This is a genomic window from Mesorhizobium sp. M8A.F.Ca.ET.207.01.1.1 (assembly GCF_004794715.1).
GTDB lineage: Bacteria > Pseudomonadota > Alphaproteobacteria > Rhizobiales > Rhizobiaceae > Mesorhizobium.
Genome location: NZ_SRUS01000001.1, coordinates 507,695 through 534,690 on the forward strand (window position 1 = coordinate 507,695; position 26,996 = coordinate 534,690).

General features: G+C 63.4%; 29 protein-coding genes and 1 tRNA gene. 18 read left to right on the forward strand and 12 right to left on the reverse strand.

The window, feature by feature from the left end; genetic code table 11:
• The first annotated feature begins 15 nt into the window (after positions 1-15).
• From ribH to EN850_RS02475, 3 genes are read left to right on the forward strand one after another with little or no spacing between them, the layout of a single operon-like run.
• Positions 16-510 (forward strand): 6,7-dimethyl-8-ribityllumazine synthase, encoded by a 495-nt coding sequence (ribH, locus tag EN850_RS02465; protein WP_135880052.1) that lies wholly within the window; start codon positions 16-18, stop codon positions 508-510.
• Positions 507-1,007 (forward strand): transcription antitermination factor NusB, encoded by a 501-nt coding sequence (gene nusB / locus EN850_RS02470; protein WP_127281214.1) that lies wholly within the window; start codon positions 507-509, stop codon positions 1,005-1,007. Before ribH ends, nusB begins: the two co-directional genes overlap by 4 nt.
• Positions 1,004-2,215 (forward strand): MFS transporter, encoded by a 1,212-nt coding sequence (locus tag EN850_RS02475; RefSeq protein ID WP_136090531.1) that lies wholly within the window; start codon positions 1,004-1,006, stop codon positions 2,213-2,215. Before nusB ends, EN850_RS02475 begins: the two co-directional genes overlap by 4 nt.
• Positions 2,216-2,229: 14 nt before the next feature.
• On the opposite strand, the gene EN850_RS02480 is transcribed toward EN850_RS02475, so the two are convergent.
• Positions 2,230-2,802: an NADPH-dependent FMN reductase gene (locus EN850_RS02480; RefSeq protein WP_127279854.1), complete on the reverse strand. Its 573-nt coding sequence runs from the start codon at positions 2,800-2,802 to the stop codon at positions 2,230-2,232.
• 218 nt (positions 2,803-3,020) lie between these two features.
• Between EN850_RS02480 and EN850_RS02485 the strand changes: the two genes are divergently transcribed.
• From EN850_RS02485 to EN850_RS02510, 5 genes are all read left to right on the forward strand, one after another.
• The gene (locus EN850_RS02485; protein ID WP_136090532.1) at positions 3,021-3,932 is read left to right on the forward strand and encodes an ABC transporter substrate-binding protein; all 912 of its coding nucleotides are present in this window, start codon (positions 3,021-3,023) and stop codon (positions 3,930-3,932) included.
• A 205-nt stretch (positions 3,933-4,137) separates the two neighbouring features.
• Entirely contained in the window at positions 4,138-5,301 is a 1,164-nt protein-coding gene (locus EN850_RS02495; RefSeq protein ID WP_127869627.1) for an ABC transporter permease, read from the forward strand.
• On the forward strand, positions 5,298-6,236 hold the full coding sequence (locus EN850_RS02500; protein ID WP_127869626.1) for an ABC transporter ATP-binding protein: 939 nt from the start codon (positions 5,298-5,300) through the stop codon (positions 6,234-6,236). Before EN850_RS02495 ends, EN850_RS02500 begins: the two co-directional genes overlap by 4 nt.
• Positions 6,233-6,982 (forward strand): ABC transporter permease, encoded by a 750-nt coding sequence (locus EN850_RS02505; protein WP_127279858.1) that lies wholly within the window; start codon positions 6,233-6,235, stop codon positions 6,980-6,982. The genes EN850_RS02500 and EN850_RS02505 overlap by 4 nt, the downstream gene beginning before the upstream one ends.
• 240 nt (positions 6,983-7,222) lie before the next feature.
• Complete coding sequence (locus tag EN850_RS02510; RefSeq protein ID WP_127869624.1) at positions 7,223-9,364, forward strand: sodium-translocating pyrophosphatase; 2,142 nt, start codon at positions 7,223-7,225, stop codon at positions 9,362-9,364.
• Positions 9,365-9,403: 39 nt separating this feature from the next.
• Here the strand turns inward: EN850_RS02510 and EN850_RS37010 are convergent, their stop codons facing one another.
• Both EN850_RS37010 and EN850_RS02520 read right to left on the reverse strand, forming a co-directional pair.
• Positions 9,404-9,583: a hypothetical protein gene (locus EN850_RS37010; RefSeq protein WP_246689133.1), complete on the reverse strand. Its 180-nt coding sequence runs from the start codon at positions 9,581-9,583 to the stop codon at positions 9,404-9,406.
• A 174-nt stretch (positions 9,584-9,757) separates the two neighbouring features.
• Complete coding sequence (locus tag EN850_RS02520; RefSeq protein ID WP_127276589.1) at positions 9,758-10,270, reverse strand: outer membrane protein assembly factor BamE; 513 nt, start codon at positions 10,268-10,270, stop codon at positions 9,758-9,760.
• A 114-nt stretch (positions 10,271-10,384) separates the two neighbouring features.
• Between EN850_RS02520 and EN850_RS02525 the strand changes: the two genes are divergently transcribed.
• The 7 genes from EN850_RS02525 to EN850_RS02555 all read left to right on the forward strand — a co-directional run bounded on the left by EN850_RS02525 (position 10,385) and on the right by EN850_RS02555 (position 15,218).
• Positions 10,385-10,927 carry a ubiquinol-cytochrome C chaperone family protein gene (locus EN850_RS02525; RefSeq protein WP_127276587.1) on the forward strand — a complete coding sequence of 181 codons (543 nt, stop codon included), beginning with the start codon at positions 10,385-10,387 and terminating at the stop codon, positions 10,925-10,927.
• 3 nt (positions 10,928-10,930) lie between these two features.
• Positions 10,931-11,479 carry a DUF177 domain-containing protein gene (locus EN850_RS02530; RefSeq protein ID WP_135880056.1) on the forward strand — a complete coding sequence of 183 codons (549 nt, stop codon included), beginning with the start codon at positions 10,931-10,933 and terminating at the stop codon, positions 11,477-11,479.
• Positions 11,480-11,592: 113 nt separating this feature from the next.
• Complete coding sequence (gene plsX / locus EN850_RS02535) at positions 11,593-12,663, forward strand: phosphate acyltransferase PlsX (RefSeq protein WP_127869623.1); 1,071 nt, start codon at positions 11,593-11,595, stop codon at positions 12,661-12,663.
• Positions 12,664-12,672: 9 nt separating this feature from the next.
• Complete coding sequence (locus tag EN850_RS02540; protein ID WP_136090533.1) at positions 12,673-13,644, forward strand: beta-ketoacyl-ACP synthase III; 972 nt, start codon at positions 12,673-12,675, stop codon at positions 13,642-13,644.
• Positions 13,645-13,745: 101 nt separating this feature from the next.
• Positions 13,746-14,069, forward strand: coding sequence for an integration host factor subunit alpha (locus tag EN850_RS02545; protein WP_010915609.1), 324 nt, complete (start codon positions 13,746-13,748; stop codon positions 14,067-14,069).
• A gap of 215 nt (positions 14,070-14,284) precedes the next feature.
• Positions 14,285-14,824, forward strand: a complete 540-nt coding sequence (locus EN850_RS02550) for a MerR family transcriptional regulator (RefSeq protein ID WP_127280880.1) — start codon at positions 14,285-14,287, stop codon at positions 14,822-14,824.
• A gap of 91 nt (positions 14,825-14,915) precedes the next feature.
• The gene (locus EN850_RS02555) at positions 14,916-15,218 is read left to right on the forward strand and encodes a hypothetical protein (protein ID WP_136090534.1); all 303 of its coding nucleotides are present in this window, start codon (positions 14,916-14,918) and stop codon (positions 15,216-15,218) included.
• A 73-nt stretch (positions 15,219-15,291) separates the two neighbouring features.
• On the opposite strand, the gene EN850_RS02560 is transcribed toward EN850_RS02555, so the two are convergent.
• The 3 genes from EN850_RS02560 to EN850_RS02570 all read right to left on the reverse strand — a co-directional run bounded on the left by EN850_RS02560 (position 15,292) and on the right by EN850_RS02570 (position 17,542).
• A complete protein-coding gene (locus EN850_RS02560) occupies positions 15,292-16,269 on the reverse strand; it encodes an ATP-grasp fold amidoligase family protein (RefSeq protein WP_136090535.1) in 978 nt (325 codons plus the stop codon).
• Between the two features lie 244 nt (positions 16,270-16,513).
• Positions 16,514-16,732 (reverse strand): hypothetical protein, encoded by a 219-nt coding sequence (locus tag EN850_RS36205; protein WP_189590946.1) that lies wholly within the window; start codon positions 16,730-16,732, stop codon positions 16,514-16,516.
• A gap of 195 nt (positions 16,733-16,927) precedes the next feature.
• The gene (locus EN850_RS02570; protein ID WP_136090536.1) at positions 16,928-17,542 is read right to left on the reverse strand and encodes a hypothetical protein; all 615 of its coding nucleotides are present in this window, start codon (positions 17,540-17,542) and stop codon (positions 16,928-16,930) included.
• Between the two features lie 277 nt (positions 17,543-17,819).
• Between EN850_RS02570 and EN850_RS02575 the strand changes: the two genes are divergently transcribed.
• A complete protein-coding gene (locus EN850_RS02575) occupies positions 17,820-18,101 on the forward strand; it encodes a helix-turn-helix transcriptional regulator (RefSeq protein WP_136090537.1) in 282 nt (93 codons plus the stop codon).
• A gap of 178 nt (positions 18,102-18,279) precedes the next feature.
• Positions 18,280-18,741 carry a YbaK/EbsC family protein gene (locus tag EN850_RS02580; RefSeq protein ID WP_127869618.1) on the forward strand — a complete coding sequence of 154 codons (462 nt, stop codon included), beginning with the start codon at positions 18,280-18,282 and terminating at the stop codon, positions 18,739-18,741.
• A gap of 98 nt (positions 18,742-18,839) precedes the next feature.
• Here EN850_RS02580 and EN850_RS02585 read toward each other — a convergent pair.
• From EN850_RS02585 to EN850_RS02605, 5 genes are all read right to left on the reverse strand, one after another.
• A tRNA-Pro gene (locus tag EN850_RS02585) sits at positions 18,840-18,916 on the reverse strand.
• A gap of 56 nt (positions 18,917-18,972) precedes the next feature.
• Complete coding sequence (locus EN850_RS02590) at positions 18,973-20,241, reverse strand: O-antigen ligase family protein (protein WP_136090538.1); 1,269 nt, start codon at positions 20,239-20,241, stop codon at positions 18,973-18,975.
• On the reverse strand, positions 20,238-21,773 hold the full coding sequence (locus EN850_RS02595; RefSeq protein WP_127869616.1) for an undecaprenyl-phosphate glucose phosphotransferase: 1,536 nt from the start codon (positions 21,771-21,773) through the stop codon (positions 20,238-20,240). The genes EN850_RS02590 and EN850_RS02595 overlap by 4 nt, the downstream gene beginning before the upstream one ends.
• Positions 21,774-21,861: 88 nt before the next feature.
• Positions 21,862-22,992, reverse strand: a complete 1,131-nt coding sequence (locus EN850_RS02600; RefSeq protein WP_136090539.1) for a glycosyltransferase — start codon at positions 22,990-22,992, stop codon at positions 21,862-21,864.
• An 11-nt stretch (positions 22,993-23,003) separates the two neighbouring features.
• Positions 23,004-23,567 carry a polysaccharide biosynthesis/export family protein gene (locus tag EN850_RS02605; protein WP_127279587.1) on the reverse strand — a complete coding sequence of 188 codons (564 nt, stop codon included), beginning with the start codon at positions 23,565-23,567 and terminating at the stop codon, positions 23,004-23,006.
• Positions 23,568-23,822: 255 nt separating this feature from the next.
• On the opposite strand from EN850_RS02605, the gene EN850_RS02610 reads away from it, so the two are divergent.
• Positions 23,823-26,126, forward strand: a complete 2,304-nt coding sequence (locus EN850_RS02610) for a Wzz/FepE/Etk N-terminal domain-containing protein (RefSeq protein ID WP_136090540.1) — start codon at positions 23,823-23,825, stop codon at positions 26,124-26,126.
• Between the two features lie 29 nt (positions 26,127-26,155).
• Here EN850_RS02610 and EN850_RS02615 read toward each other — a convergent pair whose 3' ends face one another.
• Complete coding sequence (locus tag EN850_RS02615; RefSeq protein WP_136090541.1) at positions 26,156-26,992, reverse strand: GNAT family N-acetyltransferase; 837 nt, start codon at positions 26,990-26,992, stop codon at positions 26,156-26,158.
• Positions 26,993-26,996 lie beyond the last annotated feature (4 nt).

Here is a 26,996-nt window from a genome sequence, read left to right on the forward strand (position 1 = left end):
CCCCCGGAGACATTTATGGCTGGCACATCCCAACACGGCAAGGCGTTCATCCGTCCCAAGACGAAGGCGCACCTGCTCATCATCGAAGCGCGGTTCCATGACGATCTGGCCGACGCCTTGCTCGACGGCGCCACCAACGCGCTGGACGAAGCCGGCGCCAGCTATGACGTCGTCACGGTTCCCGGTTCGCTCGAGATTCCGGCCGTCATCACCTTCGCGCTGGACGGCGCCGGCGAAGGCGGCACGCATTATGACGGCTTCGTCGCGCTCGGCACCGTCGTCCGCGGCGATACCTATCATTTCGATATCGTCGCCAATGAATCCAGCCGTGCGCTCATGGACCTGTCCGTGCAGGAGTCGGTCTGCATCGGCAACGGCATCCTGACCACCGAGAACGATGCGCAGGCGTGGACGCGGGCCAAGCGCTCGGAAGGCGACAAGGGTGGCTTTGCCGCGCGTGCGGCGCTGACCATGATCGCGCTGAAGGAACAATTGGGAGCGCGATCGTGAGCGAACCCGCTTCGCCAGGACAGCCCGCGGTGCGCCACGCCAACAAGCGCGGTGCTGCCCGTCTGGCCGCCGTGCAGGCGCTCTACCAGATGGATGTCGCCGGCAGTGGCGTGTTCGAGATCACCGCCGAGTACGAGGCGTTCCGCCTCGGCAAGGAAGTCGACGGTGCGCTCTACCGCGAGGCCGACGCGCAGTGGTTTCGCGCCATCCTGACCGGCGTCGTCGAGAACCAGAAGACCATTGATCCGATCATCCGCCAGGCGCTGACCGACGACTGGCCGCTGTCGCGCCTCGATTCCACGCTGCGTGCCATTCTGCGTGCGGGCGTCTACGAGCTAATGAAGCGCGATGACGTGCCGGTCGCGGTCATCGTCACCGAATATGTCGATATCGCCAAGGCCTTCTACGAGGAAGACGAGCCGAAGCTGGTCAATGCCGTGCTCGACCGTGTGTCACGCCGCGTGCGTGGCGAGGGTCGCGGCAAGGACGCTTCGTGACCGCCATCGCCGTCGAGGCGGGCAAAGAGGCGCGGCGCACCGCGCTGATCCTCGCCGCCTCGCAGGCGATCATCGGCTCGGCGGCCCCCATCGCCATCTCCATGGGCGCATTGGCGGGGCAATATCTGCTCGGCGCCGACAAATCCCTGGCGACGGCGCCCATCACCGGCTTCAACCTCGGCGTGGCGCTCGGTGCCTTGCCGGCTGCGGCCATTATCCGTTGGCTGGGGCAGCGCGGGGGCTTCATGACCGGAACCGTCGTCACAGCGCTCGGCGGGCTGGTCGCCACCTTGGCATTGTTTCATGGCAGCTTCTGGCTGTTCGCGTTCGCGCTGCTCGTCATCGGCGTCGGCGGCGCCTTCGTCCAGCAATTCCGTTTTGCCGCGGCCGACAACGCGCCGCCGGCGTTCAAGGCGCGCGCCATCTCCTTCGTGCTCGCCGGTGGCATCATCACCGCCATTCTCGGGCCGCAGATCGTCATCTTCACCCGCGAATTGTTCGCGCCTGTCATGTTTGCCGGCTCTTTCGCCTCGATCCTGCCGCTGGCGGCGGTCGGCGCCGTCATCCTGTCGTTCCTGCGCTTGCCGGCAAAGACCGCGAGCAAGGTGGACGTTGCCGACGGCGATGCCAGACCCCTTTCCGAAATCGTCACCAAGCCGCGTTTCGTCGCGGCGCTCTTCTGCGCGGTCGGCAGCTACGCGCTGATGAGCTTCGTCATGACCGGCGCGCCGCTTGCCATGGTCGGCTGCGGCCTGTCCGAGGACGATGCGACGCTGGGCATCTCCTGGCACGTCATGGCGATGTTCGGGCCCAGCTTCTTCACCGGCTCGCTGATCCATCGCTTCGGCGCCGAGCGCGTTGTCGCCACCGGCCTGCTGTTGCTGATCGGCTGTGCCGTCGTTGCCTTGTCGGGCCTGGCGCTGTGGCAATTCTGGACAGCGTTGATCCTGCTCGGTCTCGGCTGGAATTTCGCCTTCATCGGCGCCACCGCCATGGTGGCGGCCAGCTACCACCCTTCCGAAAAGGGCAAGGTGCAGGGCTTCCACGACTTTGTCCTGTTCGGCTCAGTCGCCTGCGCGTCACTGATGTCGGGCATGGTCTACAACGCCTGGGGCTGGACGATGCTCAACTGGATGATCTTTCCGGTCGCCGTGCTTTGCTTCGTGGCACTCGGCGCGCTGAAGATTACAAGCTTGCGGCCGGCTTGACGCCTATCCGTCAGCTATGCGTCCGGCGGCAAAACCTGAAGCACCCGCGCAATGAACATGTGGAACTCAGCCATATAGTTGCGCAGGAAGTCCTCGGTGGATTCAACCGTCACCTCGCCCTCATCCGTGATCAGCCCAGGCGTGAACTGGATATAGGCTTCGGGCGCGTTCATCTGCGGCGAGTTGCAGAAACTCAAAACGCTGCGCAGGCTTTGTTGCGCGACAGCGGTCGCGATGGCACCCGGCGATGTTCCAATGACGGCGGACGGTTTGCGCGCGAATGAATTCTTGCCGTAGGGGCGACTGGCCCAGTCGATTGCGTTCTTCAGTCCGCCAGGGATCGAGCGGTTGTACTCCGGGGTAACGAACAGCACGGCCTGGACCGAGGCGATCGCCTTTTTGAAAGCCTGGGCGGCGGGTGGGAAATTGGCGTCGTAGTCGTAACTGTAGAGCGGCAGATCCTTGAAGCCGATTTCCGTCATTTCGAGCTCGGGAGGGGCAAGTTGAACGAGAGCCTTCGCGAGCTTGCGGTTGATGGACTCCCGGGCGAGGCTGCCGATGAGATAACCGACCTTGTGTATGGCCATGACACGCTCTCCGTGTTTGCCCCCGCACCCCCGCGGCATTATCCACCCGATGGCGGCCGACCGCCAGCCCGCTGTTGCCGCCGGGCCGACATCGGCGCGTACGGAACAAAAATATTGCGTCGATCCCCTTTCTTATGAAACCGTGTGCCCCGACTGGCCGTTGAAGCCATGCTCATATGCGGCCACCGCATTCCGGTTCACAGCAAGGGATTCTCATAATGTTTTCAGTCAAGGTTCTGGCCAGCGCGGCAATCGCGCTCGCCATCACGGCGGCTTCCGCGAGCGCTCAGGTCGTCGTCTCCTCGAAGATCGACACCGAGGGTGGCGTGCTCGGCAACATTATCCAGCTCGTTCTCAACGCCAACAACATCAAGACCACGGATCGCATCCAGCTCGGCGGCACGCCGGTGGTTCGCAAGGCGATCACCGCCGGCGAGATCGACATCTATCCCGAATACACCGGCAATGCCGCTTTCTTCTTCGAGAAGGCCGATGATCCCGCGTGGAAGGATGCCGCCAAGGCCTATGAGACGGCCAAGAAGCTCGACTACGACGCCAACAAGATCGTCTGGCTGTCGCCGGCGCCGGCCAACAACACCTGGGCGATCGCCCTGCGCAAGGAAGTGACCGACGAGAACAAGCTCGTCACGCTCTCGGACTTCGGCAAATATGTCGCCGGCGGCGGCAAGGTGGTGCTGGCGGCCTCCGCCGAGTTCGTCAATTCGGCGGCAGCCCTTCCGGCCTTCCAGACCACCTATGGCTTCACGCTGAAGCCCGACCAGCTGATCACCCTCTCGGGTGGCGATACGGCCGCGACCATCGCGGCGGCCGCCAACCAGACCAGCGGCGCCAATGCCGCCATGGTCTACGGCACCGATGGCGGCATCGGACCATCGGGCCTCGTCGTGTTGACCGACGACAAGGGCGTGCAGCCGGTCTACCAGCCGGCGCCGATCATCCGCGAATCCGTGCTGAAGGAGCATCCGGAGATCGAGACGCTGCTGAAGCCGGTCTTCGCCAAGCTCGATCTCGTCACCCTGCAGGAGCTCAATGGACGCGTGCAGGTGGGCGGCGAGCCGGTCAAGGGCGTCGCCGAGGACTTTTTGAAGAAGAACGGGTTCTTGAAGTAATCAGCTTGAAAGTGACGCTGGTGCGAGGCGCCCCCCTCTGTCCTGCCGGACATCTCCCCCTCGAGGGGGGAGATTGGCGGCTCCTGCGTCCCGCTTCTTTCTGCAATTCCACCGGTTGGCGAAGACTCTCGCGACTTTCGATCTCCCCCCTTGAGGGGGAGATGGCCGGCAGGCCAGAGGGGGGCGCCTCGCGCCAACGCACCTTATGACCCTCCGCTTCGACAAGCTCGGCGTCGTCATCGCGGCGATCGCCGCTTATGCGGCTTTCGCCGCGCCCTTTGCCACGTTCCGCGCCAATCGCATCGTCCCCGGGCAGGCGCGTTCGATCCTTGACGCACTGCCGGCGACCACCGGACCACTGCTTCTGGCAATCGTGATCGTCGCGGCGCTCATCGCATTGTTGAGGACGCCGCTGGCGCTGCGCCTTGCCGCCAGCGTGGTCGCGCTTGTCGCGCTGGCCCTGCTCATCGGCGTCGCCGGCACATTCCTCACTCCGGCCGGCAATACCTTTGCCCGGATCTCGCCGGCCTCCGGCTTTTGGATTCTCATCTTCGCCTTCACGCTTTTGCTCGCCGACGTGCTGAACCGGCTCAACCTGCCGCCCTCGGCGCGCGTTGGCGTGCTTGTCGTTGCGGCGCTAGCCATCGGCTTGCTGCTGATGTCGGGACGCTGGGACAGCCTCTCGATCCTCAAGGAATATTCCAACCGCGCCGACAGCTTTTGGGCCGAAGGCTCCAAACATTTGACCCTGGCGCTCGGCTCGCTGCTTGCCGCGGTGATCGTCGGCCTGCCGCTCGGCATCCTGTGCCACCGCGTCGAAAGCCTGCGGGCTGGCGTCCTCAATGTTCTCAACATCATCCAGACCATCCCCTCGATCGCGCTGTTCGGCCTGCTGATCGCGCCGCTCGGCTGGGTCGCAACCCATGTGCCGGGCGCGGCCGCGCTCGGTATCAGGGGCATCGGCACCGCCCCCGCCTTCGTCGCGCTGTTTCTCTATTCGCTGCTGCCGGTGGTGGCCAACACCGTGGTCGGCCTCGCCGGCGTGCCGCGTGCCGCCAATGACGCGGCGCGGGGCATGGGCATGACCGATCGCCAGCGCCTGTTCGGTGTCGAGTTTCCGCTGGCCTTTCCGGTGATCCTGACCGGCATCCGCATTGTCCTGGTGCAGAACATCGGTCTTGCCACCATCGCCGCGCTGATCGGCGGCGGCGGTTTTGGCGTGTTCGTGTTCCAGGGCGTCGGTCAGACGGCGATGGACCTGGTGCTGCTCGGCGCGGTGCCGACCGTGGCGCTCGCCTTTGCCGCCGCCATCATCCTCGACGCGGTGATCGAAATGACCGCCACCAAGCGCAGGGTAGAAACGGCATGATCGAGATCGAAGGCATCACCAAGCGCTATGACGCGACGACGGTCGTCGACAACGTTTCAATGGTCATCGAGCCGCGCACCGTCGCCGTCATTGTCGGCACCTCGGGTTCCGGCAAGACGACGCTGCTGCGCATGATCAACCGGCTGGTCGAACCGACGTCAGGCGTCATCAAGCTCGACGGCGCCGACAATCGATCGGTGCCCGGTTACGAACTGCGCCGCAGCATCGGCTACGCCATCCAGGGGCACGGCCTGTTTCCGCATCGCACGGTGGCGCAGAATATCGCCACCGTGCCGGTGCTGCTTGGCTGGGACAAGGCGCGCATCAAGGCCCGCGTGGATGAACTGATGACGCTCTACCAGCTCGACCCCCAGGAGTTCGGGCCGCGCTATCCACACGAACTGTCCGGCGGTCAGCAGCAGCGCGTCGGTGTGGCTCGCGCGCTCGCCGCCGAGCCCAACGTGCTTTTGATGGACGAGCCGTTCGGCGCGCTCGACCCGATCATCCGCACCAAGGCGCAGGAGGATCTGCTGGCGATCCAGAAGCGCTTCGGCACCACCATCATCCTCGTCACCCATGACATGGAGGAGGCCGTGCATATGGGCGACAGGATCGCGGTGATGGATGCCGGCAAGCTCGTGCAATATGCAAGGCCGGCCGAGATCCTGGCGAGGCCGGCCAATGCCTTTGTCGAGACGCTGGTCGGCGCCAGCGAAAGGCCATTCAGGCTGCTGTCGCTCGGGCGGGTGCGCGATGCCGTGGAGCAGGGCGGGGCCGAAGGCGAGGCGATCCCCGGCGACGCCAGCCAGCGTGACGCGCTCGCGGAACTTCTCTGGTCCGGCAGGCCGGCGCTGCCGGTGAAGGGCGCCGACGGCAAGCCGATCGGCCGCGTCACCGTGGATGGCCTGGTCAAGCGGGCGGCGAGGCCGGCATGAAAGCCTGGCTGCCTCTGCTGCTCAGGCTTGCGCTGGTGGTGTTGCTCGTTGCCTTCATCACCAGCCCGGGCTGGTTCGAGCCGTTGCTTAAGCCGCTGACCGAAAACAACGCGCCCGCGATCTACAATCAAGGCAGCCTGCTGACGCTGACGCTGCTGCATCTGCGCACCGTGCTGATCGCGACCGTCGCGGCCACCATCGTCGCTGTGGCGCTTGCCATCCTGGTAACCCGGCCTGCCGGCGCTGAATTCCTGCCGCTGTCGCGCAGCTTGGTCAATATCGGCCAGACCTTTCCGCCGGTGGCGGTGCTGGCGCTCGCCGTGCCGGCCGTCGGCTTCGGCGAGAAGCCGACGTTGATCGCGCTGTTTCTCTATGGCCTGCTGCCGATCTTCGAGAACGCGCTGACCGGGCTGACGACGCTGCCGGCCAATGTCGTCGAGGCGGCGCGTGGCGCCGGCATGACCGGCTGGCAAAGGCTCACCAAGGTCGAACTGCCGCTCAGCGCGCCGATCATCCTTGGCGGCATCAGACTGTCGGTGGTGATCAGCCTCGCCACCGCCACCATCGGCTCCACGGTGGCCGCCAGGACGCTCGGCGAGGTGATCATCGCCGGCTTGCTGTCGAACAATCTCGCCTTCATTCTGCAGGGTGGCCTGATCGTCGCGGCGCTTGCCGTGCTGATCTATGACGGACTGTCGGCGGTCGAGCGCTACGCGGCGCGGCGCATGGGCAGGGAAGCGGACTGACCATGCCCGGTGGTCGGGATCGATTTCAATCGATCTAACCGCCGGGCGATCGCGACCCACACTCGCCCGCCTGGACCTTTTGGGCGAAAGCCGGGCAAAAATCGAACAATATCTTGACGTTCGCAGCCCTGTTTCGCATACACCGATGCGAAGAGGGGGATTCCATGCACGGGATTCCGTCTTTGTCTCAACGGCCCAGGGAGGGGTTCTTTTGGGCCAACAATCGAGGAAAACCCGGCAATGACCATAATTTCCGCCGTCATCGCCTGCGGCTTGCTGTCTGTCCTTTACGCCATATGGGCGACACGTTCGGTCCTTGCGGCCGATCAGGGCAACGCGCGCATGCAGGAAATCTCCGCCGCCATTCGCGAAGGCGCGCAGGCCTATCTGGCACGCCAGTACACCACCATCGCCATCGTCGGCGTGGTCGTGCTCGTGCTCGCCTGGTGGCTGCTGTCGATCACCGCCGCCATCGGCTTCCTGATCGGTGCCGTTCTGTCGGGCGCCGCCGGCTTCATCGGCATGCATGTTTCGGTGCGTGCCAACGTGCGCACCGCGCAAGCGGCTTCCAACAGCCTTGCCGCCGGCCTCGACATTGCCTTCAAGTCGGGCGCCATCACCGGCATGCTGGTGGCTGGCCTGGCCCTGCTTGGCGTTTCGATCTACTATCTCATCCTCACCCAGTTCCTCGGCCTCCAGCCAAACGACCGCATCGTCATCGACTCGCTGGTCTCGCTCGGCTTCGGCGCCTCGCTGATCTCGATCTTCGCCCGCCTCGGCGGCGGCATTTTCACCAAGGGTGCCGATGTCGGCGGCGATCTGGTCGGCAAGGTCGAAGCCGGTATTCCCGAGGATGATCCGCGCAACCCCGCCACCATCGCCGACAATGTCGGCGACAATGTCGGCGACTGCGCCGGCATGGCCGCCGACCTGTTCGAGACCTATGCGGTGACGGTTGTCGCCACCATGGTGCTGGGCGCCATCTTCTTTGGCGGCACCGCCATCCTTGGTGCGGCGATGCTCTATCCGCTCGCCATCTGCGGCGCCTGCATCCTGACCTCGATCGTCGGCACCTTCTTCGTCAAGCTCGGTTCCAACGGCTCGATCATGGGCGCGCTCTACAAGGGGCTGATCGTGACCGGCCTGCTGTCGGTCGTTGGCCTCGGCGTCGCCACTTCGGCCACGCTCGGCTGGGGCGAGGTCGGCACCGTCGCCGGCATCGTCATCACCGGCAAGAACCTGTTCATCTGCGGCCTCATCGGCCTCGTGGTGACCGGCCTTATCGTGGTGATCACCGAATACTACACCGGCACCAACAAGCGTCCGGTCAACTCGATTGCCCAGGCATCGGTGACCGGCCATGGCACCAACGTCATCCAGGGCCTCGCGGTCTCGCTGGAATCGACGGCGCTGCCGGCGATCGTCATCGTTGGTGGCATCATCGCCACCTACCAGCTCGGCGGCCTCTACGGCACGGCGATCGCCGTCACCACGATGCTCGGCCTCGCCGGCATGATCGTGGCGCTCGACGCCTTCGGCCCGGTCACCGACAATGCCGGCGGCATTGCCGAAATGGCCGGCCTGCCCAAGGAAGTGCGCCACTCCACCGACGCGCTCGACGCGGTCGGCAACACCACCAAGGCGGTGACCAAGGGCTACGCCATCGGTTCGGCCGGCCTCGGCGCATTGGTGCTGTTCGCCGCCTATTCGAACGACCTGAAGTTCTTTGCCGCCAATGGCGACAAGTATCCTTACTTCCAGGGCATGGGCGAAATCTCCTTCGATCTCTCCAACCCTTATGTCGTCGCCGGCCTGATCTTCGGCGGCCTCATTCCCTACCTGTTCGGCGGCATCGCCATGACGGCCGTCGGCCGCGCGGCCGGTGCCATCGTCGAGGAAGTGCGCAAGCAGTTCCGCGAGGATCCGGGCATCATGGCCGGCACCTCGAAGCCCAACTATGCGCGCGCCGTCGATCTCCTGACCAAGGCGGCGATCCGCGAGATGATCATCCCGTCGCTGCTGCCCGTGCTGGCGCCGCTCGTCGTCTATTTCGGCGTGCTGCTGATCTCGGGCTCGAAGGCGTCCGCCTTCGCCGCCCTTGGCGCTTCCTTGCTCGGCGTCATCGTCAATGGCCTGTTCGTCGCCATCTCGATGACCTCGGGCGGTGGCGCCTGGGACAACGCCAAGAAATCTTTCGAGGACGGGTTCACCGACAAGGACGGCGTCAAGCACCTCAAGGGTTCCGAGGCGCACAAGGCGTCGGTGACCGGCGACACCGTCGGCGATCCCTACAAGGACACCGCCGGCCCGGCGGTCAACCCGGCGATCAAGATCACCAACATCGTGGCCTTGCTGCTGCTGGCGGTGCTCGCGCACGGCTGAGCGGGAGCCCGGAAACTTGAAATAGCTCAACGCTTGAAATCAAGAACTCGCGAGGAGCGATCCTCGCGGGTTGGACGTTGCGACCGGCCTGATTTCCTTGATCCTGACGCCGTCGATCGGCGGCGGATCGATGGCAAGCCAGTCCGATGTCACTGTCTGCCGGTCGGGTGTCCCCGTCGTCATCCAGCCATCCGGCACCGCACGGTCGTCACCGCTCATGTCCAAGCCCCAAGCCTGGCCGGTTGATATGGGTTTGCCACATCCCTGACAAGCCGGCTCCTCATTGGGAAACAAAAACCCGTGAGATCGCTCCCACGGGTTTTCGGTCGCCTGAGACATTTCCGTTCCCCAAGGTCAGGGAAGCAGGATTCTAGGGAAGCAGGAATCTAGAAATCAGGGGGTGCCGCCGGGCATGCTGGGGGCCAGCTTGCTGGCGCCGTTGATGATCTGGCTGAGGAAGTTCTGGTCCTTGCCGCCGGTCGGCGTGGTGCGCGAGATGAAGTCGAAGATCTTGCCGTCCTTCAAGCCGTAATTGGCGATCTGGGTGACGCGGCCGTCCGCACCGAAATAGACCGCGAGCACTTTCTGGTCGACGAGCCTGGGCTTGTCGAAGGCGACATAGCGTTTGCGGGTTTGCGAAATGTAATAAAACGCCTCGTTGTCGAACGTCGCCGTCGTCGATGGTGTGCCAAGCGCCAGAAGCACCTGTTCGCGGCTGGAACCGACGGGCACCGAATCGACGGCCTGCTGGTCATAGACATACCCTTGCGTGAACGTTTCGCTCGGACTGAGGTCACCGATCATCTTGTTGGTGTGGCATGCCGAGAGCGCCGATATGACAACCAGCAGCGAGATCGCGCCGGCGGGCCTGGACGAGAAGGTCGACTTGAAATTCAGCGCGCGCAACAACAATTCTCCATTATATCGCCGCAACTTGCGCTGGGCCGCAAAACCGGTAAACCAGCTTGCTTGCCGATGCAACAAGGCCAATTCAACAAACGGTCCCCGGAGACCATCCCCATGTTCCAGCGCCTTTTTGGCCGCGAACGCCACGCCAACCGCGCCATCACTGACGCGCTTTACGCACAAATCGTGGCGGCGGCGCGGCAGACTGTTTTTTATTCCCATTGGAATGTGCCGGACACGCCGCTCGGCCGTTTCGAGATGCTTTCGCTGCACATGTTCCTGGTCCAGCACCGCTTGCGCGGCGAGGACGGCGTGGCCCAGGAGATCGCGCAGGTGCTGATCGACGAGTTCTTCCTCGATGTCGATCATTCGCTGCGGGAACTGGGCATTGGCGACGTCGGTGTGCCAAAACGCATGAAGAAACTGGCGAAGATGTTCTATGGCCGCACCGCCGCCTATGATGATGCGCTGGAACGAGGCGATCATGATGGTCTGACCGCGGCACTTGCCCGTAATGTCCGTCCCGACGCCGACGCCTGGTCGGAAGCATCGCGTTTGGCAGGGTATGTCGCCGACGCCAGCCGGCAACTGAATGCGCAGCCGACCGAATCGATCGTTGCCGGCACTGTGGCATTTCCAGGAGCCAACGGAGGCTGATCGATGAAACACGCCGATATGCAAAGTCCGGTATCCTTTTTCGCCAATGTCGCCCGGCTGCCACAGAAGGGGCTGCCCGTGGTGATCGAGGCCGACCCCGCGCAACGCGCCGCGCTCGCCGAGGCGCACGGGCTGCTGTCGGTCGAAGCCTATCGCGCCGAACTGCTCGTTGCGTCGTGGAAGCGCAATGGCGTCAAGCTCAGCGGCCGTGTCGAGGCAGACATCACCCAGGCCTGCATCGTCACGCTCGACCCCGTCCAGGCACATATCGATGAGCCGGTCGAGGCGCTGCTCTTGCCCGAGGACTCCAAGCTCGGACGGCAGGGATTCGATGGCGGCGGCGAAATTCTGCTCGACGCGGATGGGCCCGATAGCCCCGAGACATTTTCAGGCGACACCATCGATGTCGGGGCGCTTGCCGAACAGTTCTTCGGATTGGCGATCGACCCCTATCCGCGCAAGCCCGGCGCGTCGCTTGATGCCGGTGACGACACCGGATCGGCGGAGAATGAATTTCAGCAAAAACTGCGATCCTTGCTGGGAAAATCCTGAAAACCTCGCCCGCGACGGAAAAGTCGGTTGTGCGACAGCCTAAAACCGCTATTTTCGCCGAGCCTTTGCGATCACTAAAACGACTTGCCGCCTAACCGTGAGATGAATACCGCGTGATCAGGATTTCCATCGATGCCATGGGCGGCGATCACGGACCAACCGTGGTCATTCCAGCGCTCATGACGGTCGCGACCCGCCGTCCCGACATTCGCTTCGTCATCTACGGACGTGAGGAACTGGTGCGCCCCGAACTCGCCAAGTTCCCCAAATTGGCCGAGGTCAGCGAGTTCTTCCACTGCGAGATCGCGGTCAGGATGGACGACAAACCGAGCCAGGCGCTGCGCCACGGCCGCTGGAAATCGTCGATGTGGAAGGCGGTCGAGGCGGTCAAATCGGGCGCCGCGGATGCATGCATTTCCGCCGGCAACACCGGCGCGCTGATGGCGATGTCGAAATTCTGCCTGCGCACCATGGCCACCATCGAACGCCCGGCGATTGCGGCATTGTGGCCGACATTGCGTGGCGAAAGCGTGGTTCTGGATGTGGGCGCCACCATTGGCGCCGATGCGCACCAACTCATCGATTTTGCCATTCTCGGCACCGGCATGGCGCGTTCCGTATTCGGCATCGCCCGGCCCACGGTCGGCCTGCTCAATGTCGGCGTGGAAGAGATCAAGGGCCAGGAAGAGGTCAAGGAAGCGGGACGCATGTTGCGCGAAGCCAACATGGCCTCGATGAACTACCATGGCTTCGTCGAAGGCGACGACATCGGCAAGGGGACGGTCGACGTCGTGGTGACGGAAGGCTTCGCCGGCAACATCGCGCTGAAGACGGCTGAAGGCACCGCCCGCCAGATAGGCGGCTATCTGCGGGCCGCGATGAGCCGCACGCTGATGGCCAAGATCGGCTATGTCTTCGCCAAGGGCGCCTTCGACCGCCTGCGCGAAAAGATGGATGTCGGCCGCTCCAATGGCGGCGTGTTCCTGGGGCTGAACGGCATCGTCGTCAAAAGCCATGGCGGCGCCGATTCGGATGGTTTCGCCGCGGCGATCGAACTCGGCTACGACATGGTGCGCAACAATCTGCTCGACCGCATCGAGGCCGACCTCGATCTGTTCCATGCGCGCAACCCGCATGCCCTGACATCTAGGAAATCCGACGTCGTTACCGACGCAAAGGAATAGGAAAGAATTTTGATCAGATCAGTTGTGCGCGGCACGGGCTCCGCGCTGCCCCGCCGCATCATGAAGAATGCCGATTTTGAAGGCATGGTCGAGACCTCCGACGAGTGGATCGCCCAGCGCACCGGCATCCGCCAGCGCCATATCGCGGCTGACGACGAGACGACGGCTTCCCTGGGCGAGGCCGCGGCGCGCGCCGCCCTTGCCGATGCCGGATTGACCCCGGACGACGTCGATCTGATCGTGCTGGCGACTTCGACGCCAAACAACACCTTCCCCGCCACTGCCGTCGAAATCCAGAACCGGCTCGGTATGCACCACGGTTTTGCCTTTGACATGCAGGCGGTGTGCTCCGGCTTCGTCTATGCGGTGGTGACAGCCGACCTCTATATCCGCGGCGGCCTGGCAAAGCGCGTGCTGGTCATCGGCTCGGAAACCTTTTCGCGCATTCTCGACTGGAGTGATCGCTCGACCTGCGTGCTGTTTGGCGACGGCGCCGGTGCGCTGGTTCTGGAAGCGGGCGAGGGGGCCGGCACGATCGCCGACCGGGGCGTCCTGGCGGCCAGCCTGCGTTCCGACGGCGCGCACAAGGAGAAGCTTTTCGTCGACGGCGGGCCGTCGACCACGGGAACGGTCGGTCATTTGCGCATGGAAGGCCGCGAGGTCTTCAAGCACGCGGTCGGCATGATCACCGATGTCATCGAGGCGACCTTCTCGGCCGCTGGGATTACCGCCGAAGACCTTGATTGGTTCGTGCCTCACCAGGCCAATAAACGGATTATTGACGCTTCAGCCAAAAAGCTCGGGATAGCAGAGCAAAAGGTGGTGGTGACCGTCGATTTGCACGGTAACACCTCGGCTGCCTCCGTACCGCTGGCGCTGTCGGTGGCCGTCGCCGACGGCCGCATCAAGAAGGGTGACCTGGTGCTCCTGGAGGCGATGGGCGGCGGCTTCACCTGGGGCGCCGTTCTGGTTCGCTGGTAAGTGGAGAACGGTCCGGTTTCGGTCCTTGACCTTGCCGGATCAATTACTTAGGCTCTGCCGCTGTTGTGCCGATTTTACGTTTGAACTGATGGGACGGTCGCATGGGGGGAAAAACACTTACTCGCGCCGACCTGGCCGAGGCCGTCTACAGAAAGGTCGGCCTGTCGCGCACTGAGTCCGCCGAACTCGTCGAGGCCGTGCTGGACGAAATCTGTGAAGCGATCGTGCGCGGCGAGACAGTGAAGCTGTCGTCCTTCGCGACATTTCATGTCCGCTCCAAGAATGAGCGCATCGGACGCAATCCCAAGACCGGCGAGGAAGTTCCGATCCTGCCGCGCCGGGTGATGACCTTCAAATCGTCCAACGTGTTGAAGAACCGCATCTTGCGTTCTCACCAGAACAGCAAGGCCAAGGGCGGCAAATAGCCTTCATTGCCCGGTTGAAAACCGGCGCGGCGATGACGGCGGGCTTGAATATTGCTTCACAAACCGCTGAAATAAGGCCCGATTCGGCGGTATGGCCGGATTGGTGTTCTGGCGTATGATCTGTTCCGCGCTGGCGGAACAAGCTCTTCTCCTCGTTGGGCGCGATCTCGTCTGAAGACCGTTCCGGGCCACGCTCCAGCGTGAGGATTTCGCCCATGGACAAGAGCCCCGACGCCTTCCGCACCATCAGCGAGGTCGCGGAAGATCTCGACCTGCCGCAGCATGTGCTGCGTTTCTGGGAGACGCGCTTCAACCAGATCAAGCCGATGAAGCGCGGCGGCGGCCGCCGCTACTACCGGCCGCAGGATGTCGAACTGATCAAGGGCATCCGCCACATGCTCTATGACCAGGGCTACACCATCAAGGGCGTGCAGAAGCTGCTACGCGAAAACGGCAATCATTTCCTGGTCGCCATCGGCAATGGCGACATGGCCGCGGTCGAGGCGATCTCGCAACGCAAGCAGGCCGACCAGGTGCCCCTGACGCCGGCCGCACAGCCGCGCGGCGGAGATGACGAACTGGTTGGCCAGCCAAGGGTCAAGCCCAGCCGCCGCTTCTTCGGCCTGGGCAAGAGCGACGAGGAAGGTCCGGTCGCGCCGGACGCGTCGAAACTCTCGCGTGACAATCGCGCGCTGCTGCAGGAGGCGCTGTTCGACCTCCTGGAATGCAAGCGTCTGCTTGACCAGGTGCGCTGACCGCGAGCACCGGGTGCTTTGACGCCTCGAAACCGGAACCGGCGGTCGGGTGAGGCGTTACGTTTCCTTCTGCAAGACAAGGAAACGCATGATGGCTTCATTTTCGACCCTTTCGGACATCGACCTCGAAAGGCAGGTCGCGGCTCTCTCGAGGGAACTCGCGGCGTTGCGCAAGGCAGTGTCAAAGCGGGGTGGCGCTTATTATGAAGACAGCCGTGATGCTGCTCTTGATACATATTCGGATCTTGCGGAGCGCCTGCGAGATGCCATGCCGGCAATCCGCAGACAGGGCAGGGTGATCGAGAAATCGGCACGCGACCATCCGGCGGCCGCCGCTGCGGTCGGCCTTGTCGTGCTCGGTCTCGTCGCCAGCCTGCTGTTTAGCCGGCGCTGACTGCCACCCCAGGACAAGGAATCCGGAGAAATGGCGGCTCGCCTTTCCAGGCCGGCCGCCACTCTCATTCATATCAGCGATTTGTAGTGCCGCTCCGGCATCTGGCACGAAGCGCGTCGGCATAGAGGCGTACGGCCCGCTTGTGCTTCCGACGCAAGAATGCGGATTGATCGAGCCGCCACAGCCGCTCGATTTCCCCGGCGATCGCCGGGTTTGTCCATGTGCCATATCCGGCGGCCGAGTAGACGGTGACCTCGCCGGCATAGAGACGATCGTCGGTGACCAGAAAATCGATACGGATATAATCGAGGTCGCCGGCTATGCCGGGCGCGATCGAGATCGCCTGGCGGACATAGGCGACGAGCCGCGCATTGACAGGCAAGGCCTGGTCCTCCCCGGGATAGTCTGGATCGCGGCCGGGCAACGGATTGGCGTCGCGGTCGAACAGCAGCGAGCGCTTGGCGTGCTTATCCTCCACCCAGACATGGGATATAACCCCGCTGCAGAGATGGACCTTGATGTCGGTGGCGATCGTCCCGCCGCTGAGTGCCAGCAGCTCCTCCACGAAAACAGCCGGTACGACAGGCCAATAGGCCCATTCGCCATTGCGCCGGCCGTAGCGTTTTTTGAGCCAGCGGCTGGCCTTGCGCACGATGGCGGCGCGATCGGGTTCGCCGTTGGAGACAAAAATGTTCATGGCGCAGCCATGGTTTGCCTTGACCACGACGTCTCCGGTCAGCAGGTCAGGTGGTAGGTCGGCAGGGTCGCGCCCGGACCAGAGCGTCTTTGGCACGGCGACATCGCGGCAGGTTTCCCGGATATGAGCCTTGGCCGCGAGCTTGTCGGTCAGCGTCACGAATAGCGGGTTGCGATCGAGGATCTTTCGCCAGAGCAAAAGCTCGTTATAGCGCACGGGCGCGGCCGGATTGGGCAGATAGCCCAGTTTCATGACAAATCGTACGACAAGGACAGGATGGCGCAGCGTCAGCCACAATCGCGCGACCGACAGGACAATGCGGTCTGTCCGGGAAAGATCGGCCTTGGCCGTCATCGGGGATACCCTGGCCTTGTTGGCGAAGCCTGATCCGGCGCAGCGTGCCGGTTGGAAGTACCCCTTGCCGTATCGCGGTTTGGCGTCGCGTCAAAGGCACTTGCTTGTTGTCGCTACAGCTGGACCGTCGCCGCCATCCGGCAGTCGGATTAGCCCGGGTCGTCCGGGCCAGGCATTGCATGACCGGAGAAGACCGGCCTCGAACAGGAAGCCAAGACCGGTCTTCTCTGGCAGTCTGGTATGCTTAGTAGGTCTTCTTTGTCATCTTCTTCATGTGGTGATGATGGTGGTGGTGATGGTGGTGATAGCGATGGTGGTGGCGATGATGGTGATGGTGATGATGATGATGATGATGATGATGCTTTGCCATCGGGGCCGCGTCCGCTCTCGTCGCGCCGACCACCGGCACCGCGAAAGCGATTGCAGCTGCAAGCCCGAGGGCCGAGAGGAGGGACTTCTTCATTGGATCGTTTCCTTCTTTCGCAGGCAGGTATCAATCGGGCCGATATCCCGACCGCCGCGAATGGAATTACGCTCCTGAATTTTTTCGTCAGTATTTCCCGACTGTAGAATTTTGTTTCTGGACTGTTGCCGGGCAAGCCGGAGGGCCTGCACCGTTGCGAGGGCGCAGGCCGAAAGCCGTGTCGTCCGTTTTGGCCTACATAGGCGGGACCACACCTTTGTTTCCCACCACGACGCGGCTGGCACTCAGCGTGCCGTCAGCCTCGCGCTGAGCGGTAACGAAAACCGTCCCGCTTGGCTTGAGATCGGCCGCCGCGGCCGGCGCGAACGTGACGACGGGCGTACCGTCGGGTATCGAGATCTTCTTCGTCTGACCATTGTCATAGGTCAACGTCACCGCCCGCCCGTTTATCTCGGTGACGTCGGCGACGGTGCCGTTGGTCATGCGGCTGTTCGGCTCAAGGTCCCAGGGGCGGTCCCCCTCGCCAGTGCCTTTCAAGGCAGCCGGAAAGACCACCACTTCCAGCGCGCCGCTGCCGCCGTCGGCCTTGGAGACAGAGGCGATGCCGAGGAAATCGCCCTGCTTGATGTCGTTTACAGACGCTTTGGCAACGCCTGACAGCTTCCAGCCGTCTTTCAGCTTGATCGCGGAAGTATCGCCGTGACGGGTTTTCACGGTCAGCAGCGACGGCTCGAAACTGACCACCGTGCCGCGCACGCGCAATGCGTCCGCCGCCTGCGCGCTGGCCACACCGACGCCGGAAAGCATGGAAATCGTGCCGAGCACGAAGAGGGATGTCTTGAGGTTCATGGGGGTATCCTTTTGGGAAAGGCTGGCTGGAACGGGATGGTTTCACGCCGGCGACATCGAGATAACGACCGGATGAAGCGAAACTGCCGGGCAAAAGCCGCTCACGCGTTCAAAACAACTTGATCGGGACAGGACGAGGCAGCCGCATGGACATCCGCTTCACGATCCCGTGACGGTCGGTTTGGCGCTTGGCAAATCGCCGGCGAGAGGGCATCTTCCTGCTCGTCTCAGGCAACATCCCATTTTGATCAAACGCTTTCAGCCAACGGAGTTGCCAATGCCCAACAATGCAAAAAGCCACGCCCTCTCCGAACCATTAGCCAACGAGATCGGGCCCGGTTACAATACCCTCAGGGCAATGCGGGAAACGCGCGGATACAGCCTCGAAGCGCTTTCCCTGACCTGCGGCCTCTCAGTCGACGAGATCGAGGACATCGAGAGCGGCCGAACGGCCGATCCGGCGAAGCTGCGTCGTATTGCGTCCGCGCTTCGTCTGCCCCAGGACGCTCCCATTGCGTCCGCACCGACACTGGCCGCACAAGGCCGGCCCCAGGCATAGGTCGGCGGCAGGCTTGCCCAAGAAACCCGCCAAGCCCGCTTGGCGGGTTTCTTGTTGATGCCGGCATTCTCCGGCAGGCCGGGCTTGCCGATCTGCAAATCGCACGTGTTTATAGGTGCGACATCCAAATCCGCGCCGATCGCATCTGCCATGCAGCGGGAACCGTGAGTTTTTCGATATGAGCCTGGATTCCGTTGGTGCCTTCTTTGCTGCTCACGCGCCTGACATCGAGGTCATTGTCACGCAAGCAAGTTCGGCGACGGTGACGCTGGCGGCGGAGGCGCATGGCGTGTTGCCGGCGCAGATCGCCAAGACCATCTGCCTTCGCGTCGGCGAGCGCACCATGCTGGTCGTGACCAGCGGCATCGCCAGGCTGGACAACCGCAAGTTCAAGGACCAGTTCGGCGGCAAACCGCGCATGCTGGACGCGCAAGAGGTTGTCGCTGCCACGAGCCATCCGGTGGGCGGTGTCTGTCCGTTCGGCCTGCCGTCACCGCTGCCGGTCTATTGCGACGTCTCGCTGCGTGAATTCGTCGAGGTGGTACCCGCCGCCGGCGCCACCAACGCTGCGGTGCGCGTTGCACCGCAGCGCATGGTTGAGCTTACTGGCGCGCAATGGGTGGATGTGTGCCAAGGTTAGCGCCGGATCCAATCAGGAGCTGAGCTGGGCAAAACGGGCAATTCGAGAATTAGCTGATGCGGCAGGGCGGACTTTTGGGGGCAAGTCCTGCTTCGTAATGGTCGGAGTGGCCGGATTCGAACCGACGACCCCTTGACCCCCAGTCAAGTGCGCTACCGGGCTGCGCTACACTCCGGACCGGTCGCGATGTATCGTGATAACCCGGCTCGGGTCAACCGATTTCCGCGATAATTATCTTGCGGCGATCGCTGGTTTGAAAGAGGCCGGCAAGACCGGCTGTAGCAGCCGCTGGTGGCGGTATTCCAGGGCGATGGCGCCCCAGATCAGGCCGAGTAGCAGGTACATGTGGCGCCAGTGGTCGATGTCGATGAAGGTGCCGAGCCCGATATTGCCGATGAAGGCGACGTAGGCGCACAGCAGGTAGGGCTGCCACGGCCGGTCGCGCAGCAGAATGCGGAACCCGGCTGAAATCGTCCAGGCGACCAGCGTCAGGAACGAGACGAAGCCGAGCCAGCCATAATCCATCAGCATTTTCAGCCAGATGTCGTGTGTGTCCTCGCCGTAGATCGTGCCGAAGACCAGCGGCCCGATGCCGAACGGGTGCTCCATGGCCATCTGGAAACCGATCGAGTAGCGGGCGAAACGGCCGAGGCGGGCGGTGTCGTAGCTCTGTTCGAGATGGGCGCGGCTGGAGAACATCTCCGCCACCCCCGGCAATTGCAATATGACGATGATGGCGACGGCCAGCAGCGACAGGGCGGCGATGGTCATGATCACCACGCGAAGGCGGAACATGCCGCTGGCGCTCTGCAGGAACAGGCAGCCGGTGAGCAGGATGGCCGAGACCGCGAACATGCCCCAGGCGCCGCGCGAGAACGAGAAGAAAATACCGGCGCTGATGATCAGCAGCGGCACGGCCAGCAGCGGCATGCGCGTGACCGGTCCGGTCAACAGCAGATAGAGCAGGTAGATGCCGGGCAGCACCAGGAACGGCCCGAACACGTTCGGGTCCTGGAAGGCACCGGCGGCGCGGTCGTATTTGGTGAACATTTCCGCGCCGGGGAAGGCGTGGAAATAGCCTGCTATGCCAAGCAGCGACGTGGCCACGGCCGAGACGACATAGGCATTGAAGATCAGCCGGTAGAGGTTCGGCTGCGTTGCGGTGACCGATGCGAAGAACACCGCGCTGAAGGCGAGAAACAGCGACACGGCGAGATAGAGCGGCGTATAGGCGAGGTCCGCCATCTGCGTCATGGAGATCATGCCGCCGATGTTCATGGTCACCAGCGGCACCAGCAGCGGCATGGCCGCGCGCGAAATCCGCAGGCCGAACAGGGCCCAGATGGCGATAAGCGCGGCCATGTAAATTTCGTAAGGCGCCGGCTCGCTGATGACGAAGCCCGACAGAAGAATGCCGAGCACGACCGCGCTCGAGGAAATCAGCGTGATCAGCTTGGCGTTGATCGCCGCGCGCGGCAGATCATGGCTGATCGCGCTCAATAGGCGTTTTCCGTATTGAGCAGCCGGATCGGCGTCAGGAACAGGATCCGCAGATCGAACAGCAGCGACCAGTTCTCGATGTAATAGAGGTCATACTCCGTCCGCATGCGGATCTTTTCATTGGTGTCCATCTCGCCGCGCCAGCCATTGATCTGGGCCCAGCCGGTGACCCCTGGCTTGACCTTGTGGCGCGCGAAATAGCCATCGACCACCTCGTTGTAGAGCAAATTGTGTGACTGCGCGGCAATGGCGTGCGGGCGCGGACCGATGAGCGAGAGCGAGCCGAGCAGCGAGTTGAAGAATTGCGGCAGCTCGTCGATCGACGTCTTGCGGATGAAGCGGCCGACACGGGTGACGCGCGGATCGTTCTTGGTCACCGTCTGCTTGGCGGTCGGGTCCGACCTGTCAGTGTACATAGAGCGGAATTTGTAGACTTCGATCACCTCGTTGTTGAAGCCGTGCCGCTTCTGCTTGAACAGCACCGGCCCCTTGCTGTCGAGCTTGATGGCGATTGCGGTGGCAAGCATCACAGGTGAGAACGCGACGATGCCGATGAGGCTGAAGATGATGTCGAAGGCGCGCTTGGCGACCGAATCCCAGTCGTTGATCGGCTTGTCGAAGATATCGAGCATCGGCACCGAGCCGATGTAGGAATAGGCGCGCGGACGAAATTGCAACGCATTGGAATGCGCCGACAGTCGGATGTCGACCGGCAGCACCCACAGTTTCTTCAGCAATTGCAGCACGCGCGATTCGGCGGTCAGCGGCAACGACACGATCAGCATGTCGATGCGGGCGATGCGGGCGAATTCGATCAGTTCCGAAATGGTGCCGAGCTTGGGATAGCCGGCGACGAGGGCTGGCGAACGCTTGTCGTTGCGGTCATCGAAGATGCCGCAGATGCGGATGTCATTGTAAGGCTGCTTTTCCACCGAGCGGATGAGCACTTCCGCCGCCTTGCCGCCACCGACGATGACGGCGCGCCGTTCCATGCTGCCATCGCGCGCCCAGCGCCGGATCAGCTTCGACATCACCAGCCTGAGGCCGAAGAGGCAGACAAAGGCAACGACGAACCAGGTGCCGAACAGCAGGCGCGAATAGTCTTGCGACATCTTCATGACGAATGCCGTCAACGCCATCAGGGCGAAGGTCCCGGCCCAGACCAGCAGGATGCGCCCGAAATTGGCGATCGGCCGCATCAGGGATACGACCTGGTAGCAATCCGTGACATCGAGCAGCACCACGGCGAGGAACGACGCGGCGGCGATCGTCAGCGGATATTGCCAGGCCAGGTAATTGAAGAATCCGACATAGTAGAAATAGACGCAAAGCCCCGAGACCAGGAGCACCGCGAATTCGACCATGCGCAGCACGCCGCTGACCATGATCGGCGACATTGTATCGCGCCGGTATTGCGACGCGACCTGTCGGGCAACGTCGTTCATGCCGCCGGGCTTGTCGCCTTCGGCAGGGCCGTCGAATTTACGGACCGCTTCTGATGAAAAGCGGTGCGCGGGGTCGATCTCGTTCATGGAACAGTCCGCAAGCTTCCCCAGGGTGATTAGCAAAAGAGAGCTAAGAAACCCTTGAAACAACCCATGGCTTTGGAAGAGCTTGGGACTAGTTTGCCAGCGCGGCGAAATACGCCTTCTCGATTTCGGCGGCCATGACGTCGGCGCCGAAGCGCGCCCTGAGCGTGGATTCATCGGGCATCAATTTGCGATAGGCGGCGAGGTCGCCCAGCGCCTGGCTCATCTTATCGGCGAGTTCGGCCGGATCCGGCCGGATCAGGGCGGGGGAGCCTGAACCGAAAATCTCCGGTATGCCGCCGACCGAGGTCGCAATCATTGGTCTTGCCGCGGCAAGTGCCTCCAGCACGGTATAGGGCATGGCCTCGGCACGCGAGGGAACGACGACGAGCGCCGCCAGGACAAAGGCCTCCCGGGCCGGCATAGGCGGCAGGAAGCGGACATTGCCTTCAAGCCCCAGGCGCTTCACCTGCTCGTGGTAGCGGGGCAGGTCGTCGCCATCGCCGACCATCACGGCACTCGGTGCTCGGCCAAGCCGGGAAGCGACGGCGGCCAGCGCATCGATGAAGATATCTGGGCCCTTGAGGTCCCGCATCATGCCGATATAGAGCAAATCAGCCGCATCGGACCCGGCGGTCACCGTCTCGAATTCGGTGGCGCGAAGTCCATTGTAGACCAGCGTGTTCGGGATCGGCGGTTCGCCTACCTTCCTGCGATAGGTCCGCCGCTCGTAGTCGGAGACGAACAGCAGACTGTCGGTGAAGCGCGCCATGAGATACTCGAGCGCGAAGAACAGCTTTCCGGGGGCTGTGTTCTCGTCATAGTGGAGAGAGCCGCCATGCGGCGAATAGAGGCGGGCTACGCGAGACCTTGATACCCGCAACAATGAGCCGAACAGACGGGCATAGACGCCACCCTTGGCGCCGTGCCCGTGCAGCACGTCCGGCCGCAATTCCTTGATGATCCTGTAGGTGCGCCGCGCCGAGGTCACGTCGCCCGGGCCGACATGGCGCTGCATTGGCGTGCGATGGATGCCGAGCGCCAGCGTGCCCTTCATCTGCTCGAACAGGCGCTCCTCGAGTTCGCCGCCGGTGGTGGAGTCGCAAACGATGCCGACCATGTGGCCGGCGGCGACCTGCGCTTCCGTCAGGTCGCGCACGTGCCGGAAAATTCCTCCGACGGGTGAGCGAAAGCAGTGGACGATCCTGAGCTTGCCCGCCACGAGGTGTCTGTTCAGAACAGGCGTTCGCGGACGTAGACGGTATCTCCCGGCAGCAGCGGATCGGAAGTGACCACGCGGCCGGTTATCACCTTGCCGTTGATGTCGCGGGTGATGTCGACGCTCTCCTGGTTGGCGCGTGGCGTGAAGCCGCCGGCGATGGCGATGGCCTTCTGCACAGTCAGGCCGGGCACATAGGAATACTGGCCGGCGGCGCCCACTTCGCCCATGACGAAGATCGGACGGTAACGATCGATCTCGACCGAGACATCGGGGTCGCGCAGATAGCCCTGCCGCAGTTTGTCGGCGATCTCCTTTTCCATCTGCTGCGCGGTGTGGCCACGTGCCGGAATGGCGCCGACGAGTGGGAAGGAGATGTAGCCGGACTGGTCGACGCTATAGCTATTGGTCAGGCCCTCCTGCTCGAACACGGTGACGCGAACACGGTCGCCGGCGCCGAGACGATACGGCTGGTCGAGGACCTCGTGAAAGGCGGCCGGCGTCGGCCGATAGCTGGAGCAGCCCGCGAGCATCGACACGGCAAGCAGTGCGCGAAAGAGGGAAGCAGTGCTTTTCATGACCGGACAGGTACCTTCGACTGGCCGCTGCGGCGTCGCAGCAAACATCTGGGATCGGGTCCGTTATCATCCTGTTAGGGTTAATGGCCGGTAAAGGAGTGCGCCGATAGCCGTTCTTACGGGCAGGTTTTGCGATTTTATCGATTTTCTCGATCGCCCGCCAGTAAACCCTAATGGAAGCTTACCGTGATCTTAACGGCTGAGTTACCATAGTTGTTTACGGTGCGTCCCGACCCAGTTTCGGAGTAGGGATGCATGTCCGTTCAGTCCGCGGCCGCAGACGTCGACGTTGATCTCAGGCAGCTCTTCGCCAGCCTGGGGCGGAACTGGCTGCGGATTCTGGTCTTCGTTCTCGTGGTGACGGGACTTGCCTTCGCGGCCGCGTCGTTCGCGACCCGGCACTACAAGGCCCAGACCCAGGTGGAGATCGCCCCGCGAGAATCCGTCTACACGCGGCCCGCCAGCAGCAACCCGGACAGCGACAAGCCGATCCTCGATGAGCAAGGCGTTGCCACCCAGGTCCAGATAATTTCGTCCAACGAAATCCTCAAGCAGGTCGCCCAGAAACTCGGCCTGTCGCGATTGTCTGAGTTCGACGAGACGATCAACATGTCGTCCCTGAGCCGTGTGCTGATCCTGCTTGGCCTGAAGAACGACCCGATGGATGTTCCGGCCGACGAACGCGTGCTGAAGAAAATGCGCGAGAAGCTCAACGTCTACGGCGTTGAAAAGACTCGCATCATTGCCATCGAGTTCTCTTCGCAGGATCCGAAGCTTGCCGCCGCCATCCCGGATGCCATTGCCGCGGCTTATATTGCGGGGCAGGGCGCGGCCAAGAGCGAATCGAACACCGCCGCCGCGGACTTCCTGGCACCCGAGATCGCCGACCTGTCCAAGCAGGTCAGGGATGCCGAAGCCAAGGTCGCGGCTTACCGCGCCCAGTCGGACCTCCTGATGGGCGGTAACAATTCCACCTTGGCCACCCAGCAATTGGCCGAGTTGTCGACCGAGTTGTCGCGGGTGCGAGCCAACCGCGCCGCGGCCGAAGGCACGGCCGAGAGCGTGCGCAAGGCACTGCAAAATGGCGGATCGCTGGATTCACTGCCGGAAGTGCTGTCTTCCGATCTGATCCAGCGTTTGCGGGAACGGCAGGTCGAACTGCGCGCCAACATCGCCGATCTGTCGACGACGCTGCTCGACAATCATCCACGTATTCGCGCGGCCAAATCACAGCTGGCCGATCTCGATGCCCAGATCCGCAGCGAAGCCCAGAAGATCATGAAGGGCCTGGCGATGCAGGCCGATGCCGCCAAGTCGCGCGAAAACCAACTCGTCGCCGACGTCAACACGCTCAAGGCTGCTTCGGCACAGGCCGGCGAACAGCAGGTCGGTCTCGACGCGCTGCAGCGCGATGCCGCCGCCAAGCGCCAGCAACTCGAACTTTACCTGACCAATTATCGCGAGGCGGCGTCGCGTCAGGATCGCAACTATGTTCCGGTCGACGCTCGCATCGCCTCGCCGGCCTCGGTCCCCTCCGAACCGTACTTCCCCAAGGTCGGGCCGATCGTCGGCGCTGCCGCGGCGGCTTCCCTTCTGCTGGCGGCGGTGTTCACGCTGCTGCGGGAACTTTTCTCGGGCCGCGCCATGCGCCCGGCAAGCGGCGCGCGGCTTGAACCGATCGACGAGGTGGCAATGTCGCCAGCCGCTTATCAGGAGCCATCCAACCGCCTGGAGCCGGCGATCGCCGACGAATTCGCCAATCGCGCCTCCGAGGCATCACGGCCCGAAACGGTTGCGCAAACACCGGCGCAGCCGCAACCTGCCGCCGAGGTCGAGCCTGTCGCCAAAGCGGAGCCTGCCGCCGAGCCTGAATCCTTGGCGAAACCTGAACCCGTGGCCAAACCTGAACCTATGGCCGAGCCTGAACCCGTCGTGGAGGTTCGGCGACCGCGCTCCGTGCTCGGCGAGATCGACGTCGAGAAGGCCGCCGAGAAGCTGATCGCCAGCGGGGCGGCGCGCGCCATATTCGTTTCCCCCGAGGGCGACGAAGCGGCGGCGTCGGCGATCCTGGTGGCGCGCGAGGTTTCCGATGCCGGCCTGCGCGTCCTGCTGCTCGACCTCACGGCCTCGGGGGCTGCCTCGCGGCCGATGCTGGACAGCGGGCTTTTCCCCGGCATCACCAATCTGCTGGCGTCGCAGGCGCAGTTCAGCGACGTGATCCATGCCGACCTCTATTCCGACTGCCATGTCATCCCGGTGGGCACCGCCGATCCGGTGCGTGCCATGCGTGCCGCCGACCGGCTGCCGATCATCATGCAGTCGCTGACGACAGCCTATGATCTGGTGGTGGTCGAGTGCGGGCCGGCCGATGCGCAAGGCATCAGCCGTCTGGGCGGGGAGGCCACCGAGGTGTTCCTGTCGATGCTGGAGGCCGACGACGAGGTGACGCAGGCCGCGGTCAAGCTGATCGAGAGCGGCTATCCCGACCTGACGCTGGTGACGCCGCTCGGCCACGAGCCGCCAGGCAATCCGGTGCCAGGGCGGCGTTCAGCAGCCTGAAAGAGCCGCCGCTCAAAGGCACGCCTGGCCTATCCCAGTTCCAGCGTCGTCACGCCGAATATCCTGTTGGCGTCAAGCCTCGGCGGCGGGCCTTTGTACATGCGCGTGGTGGTGAAGGTCGGTGAGAAGCCTGCCGCCACCAGCGCCGCGATGAAGTCCACCTTGCTGGCCGGAACGTCGATGTGAAGGTCGCCTCCTTCGCAGGCGCCTGCCAGGTCTTCGAGCAATCCCAGTGCGGTCTGCATGTCGTCGGCGAAGAGCGGGCCGATCTTGAAGCCGCTGCGGCAGGATCGCGCTACCGCGTAGCCGGCCGTTCCCCGTGGCCCGATCGCTGCCACCGCGCGGTGCGGCGGCAGCAGCCATCGCTGCAGGAAAGAATGGCGGGAGGCGGGAAAGCAGAGCGTGTCATATCTCATGATGTCGGGTACCAATTGCGCGGTCACCATGCGAGGCCGTTTGGCGCCGAGGGTCAGGGCCGCAGGGCGCCCGCTGTAACGGATGGTCTCGTAGAGCGGCCTGAACCCTTTGCTCTCGTAGTTGGCTCGTTGCTCTTCGACGCCATCGAGCCCGATGGTGCGCCCGGCCAGCCTGTTCATGCCCGCGGTCCATGCCGCCTTGCCGTAACCCTTGCCGCGCATATCCGGCCGGCAGATGTAGAGACCGACGAAACCAAAATCGTGCCCATAGGCCACGGCCGAGATCCCGGCGACCATTTCGCCGCCGGCAAAGGCGCCGATGAAACCCATGGGATCCGCTGCCTGAAACATCGCCGCATCGTCAACGCCAGGGTTCCAGCCCTCCGCGGCCGCCCAGTCGATGAGGTCAGCCAATTCTCCCAGCGACAGCGTGCGGGTGATCGGTTTCATGGTG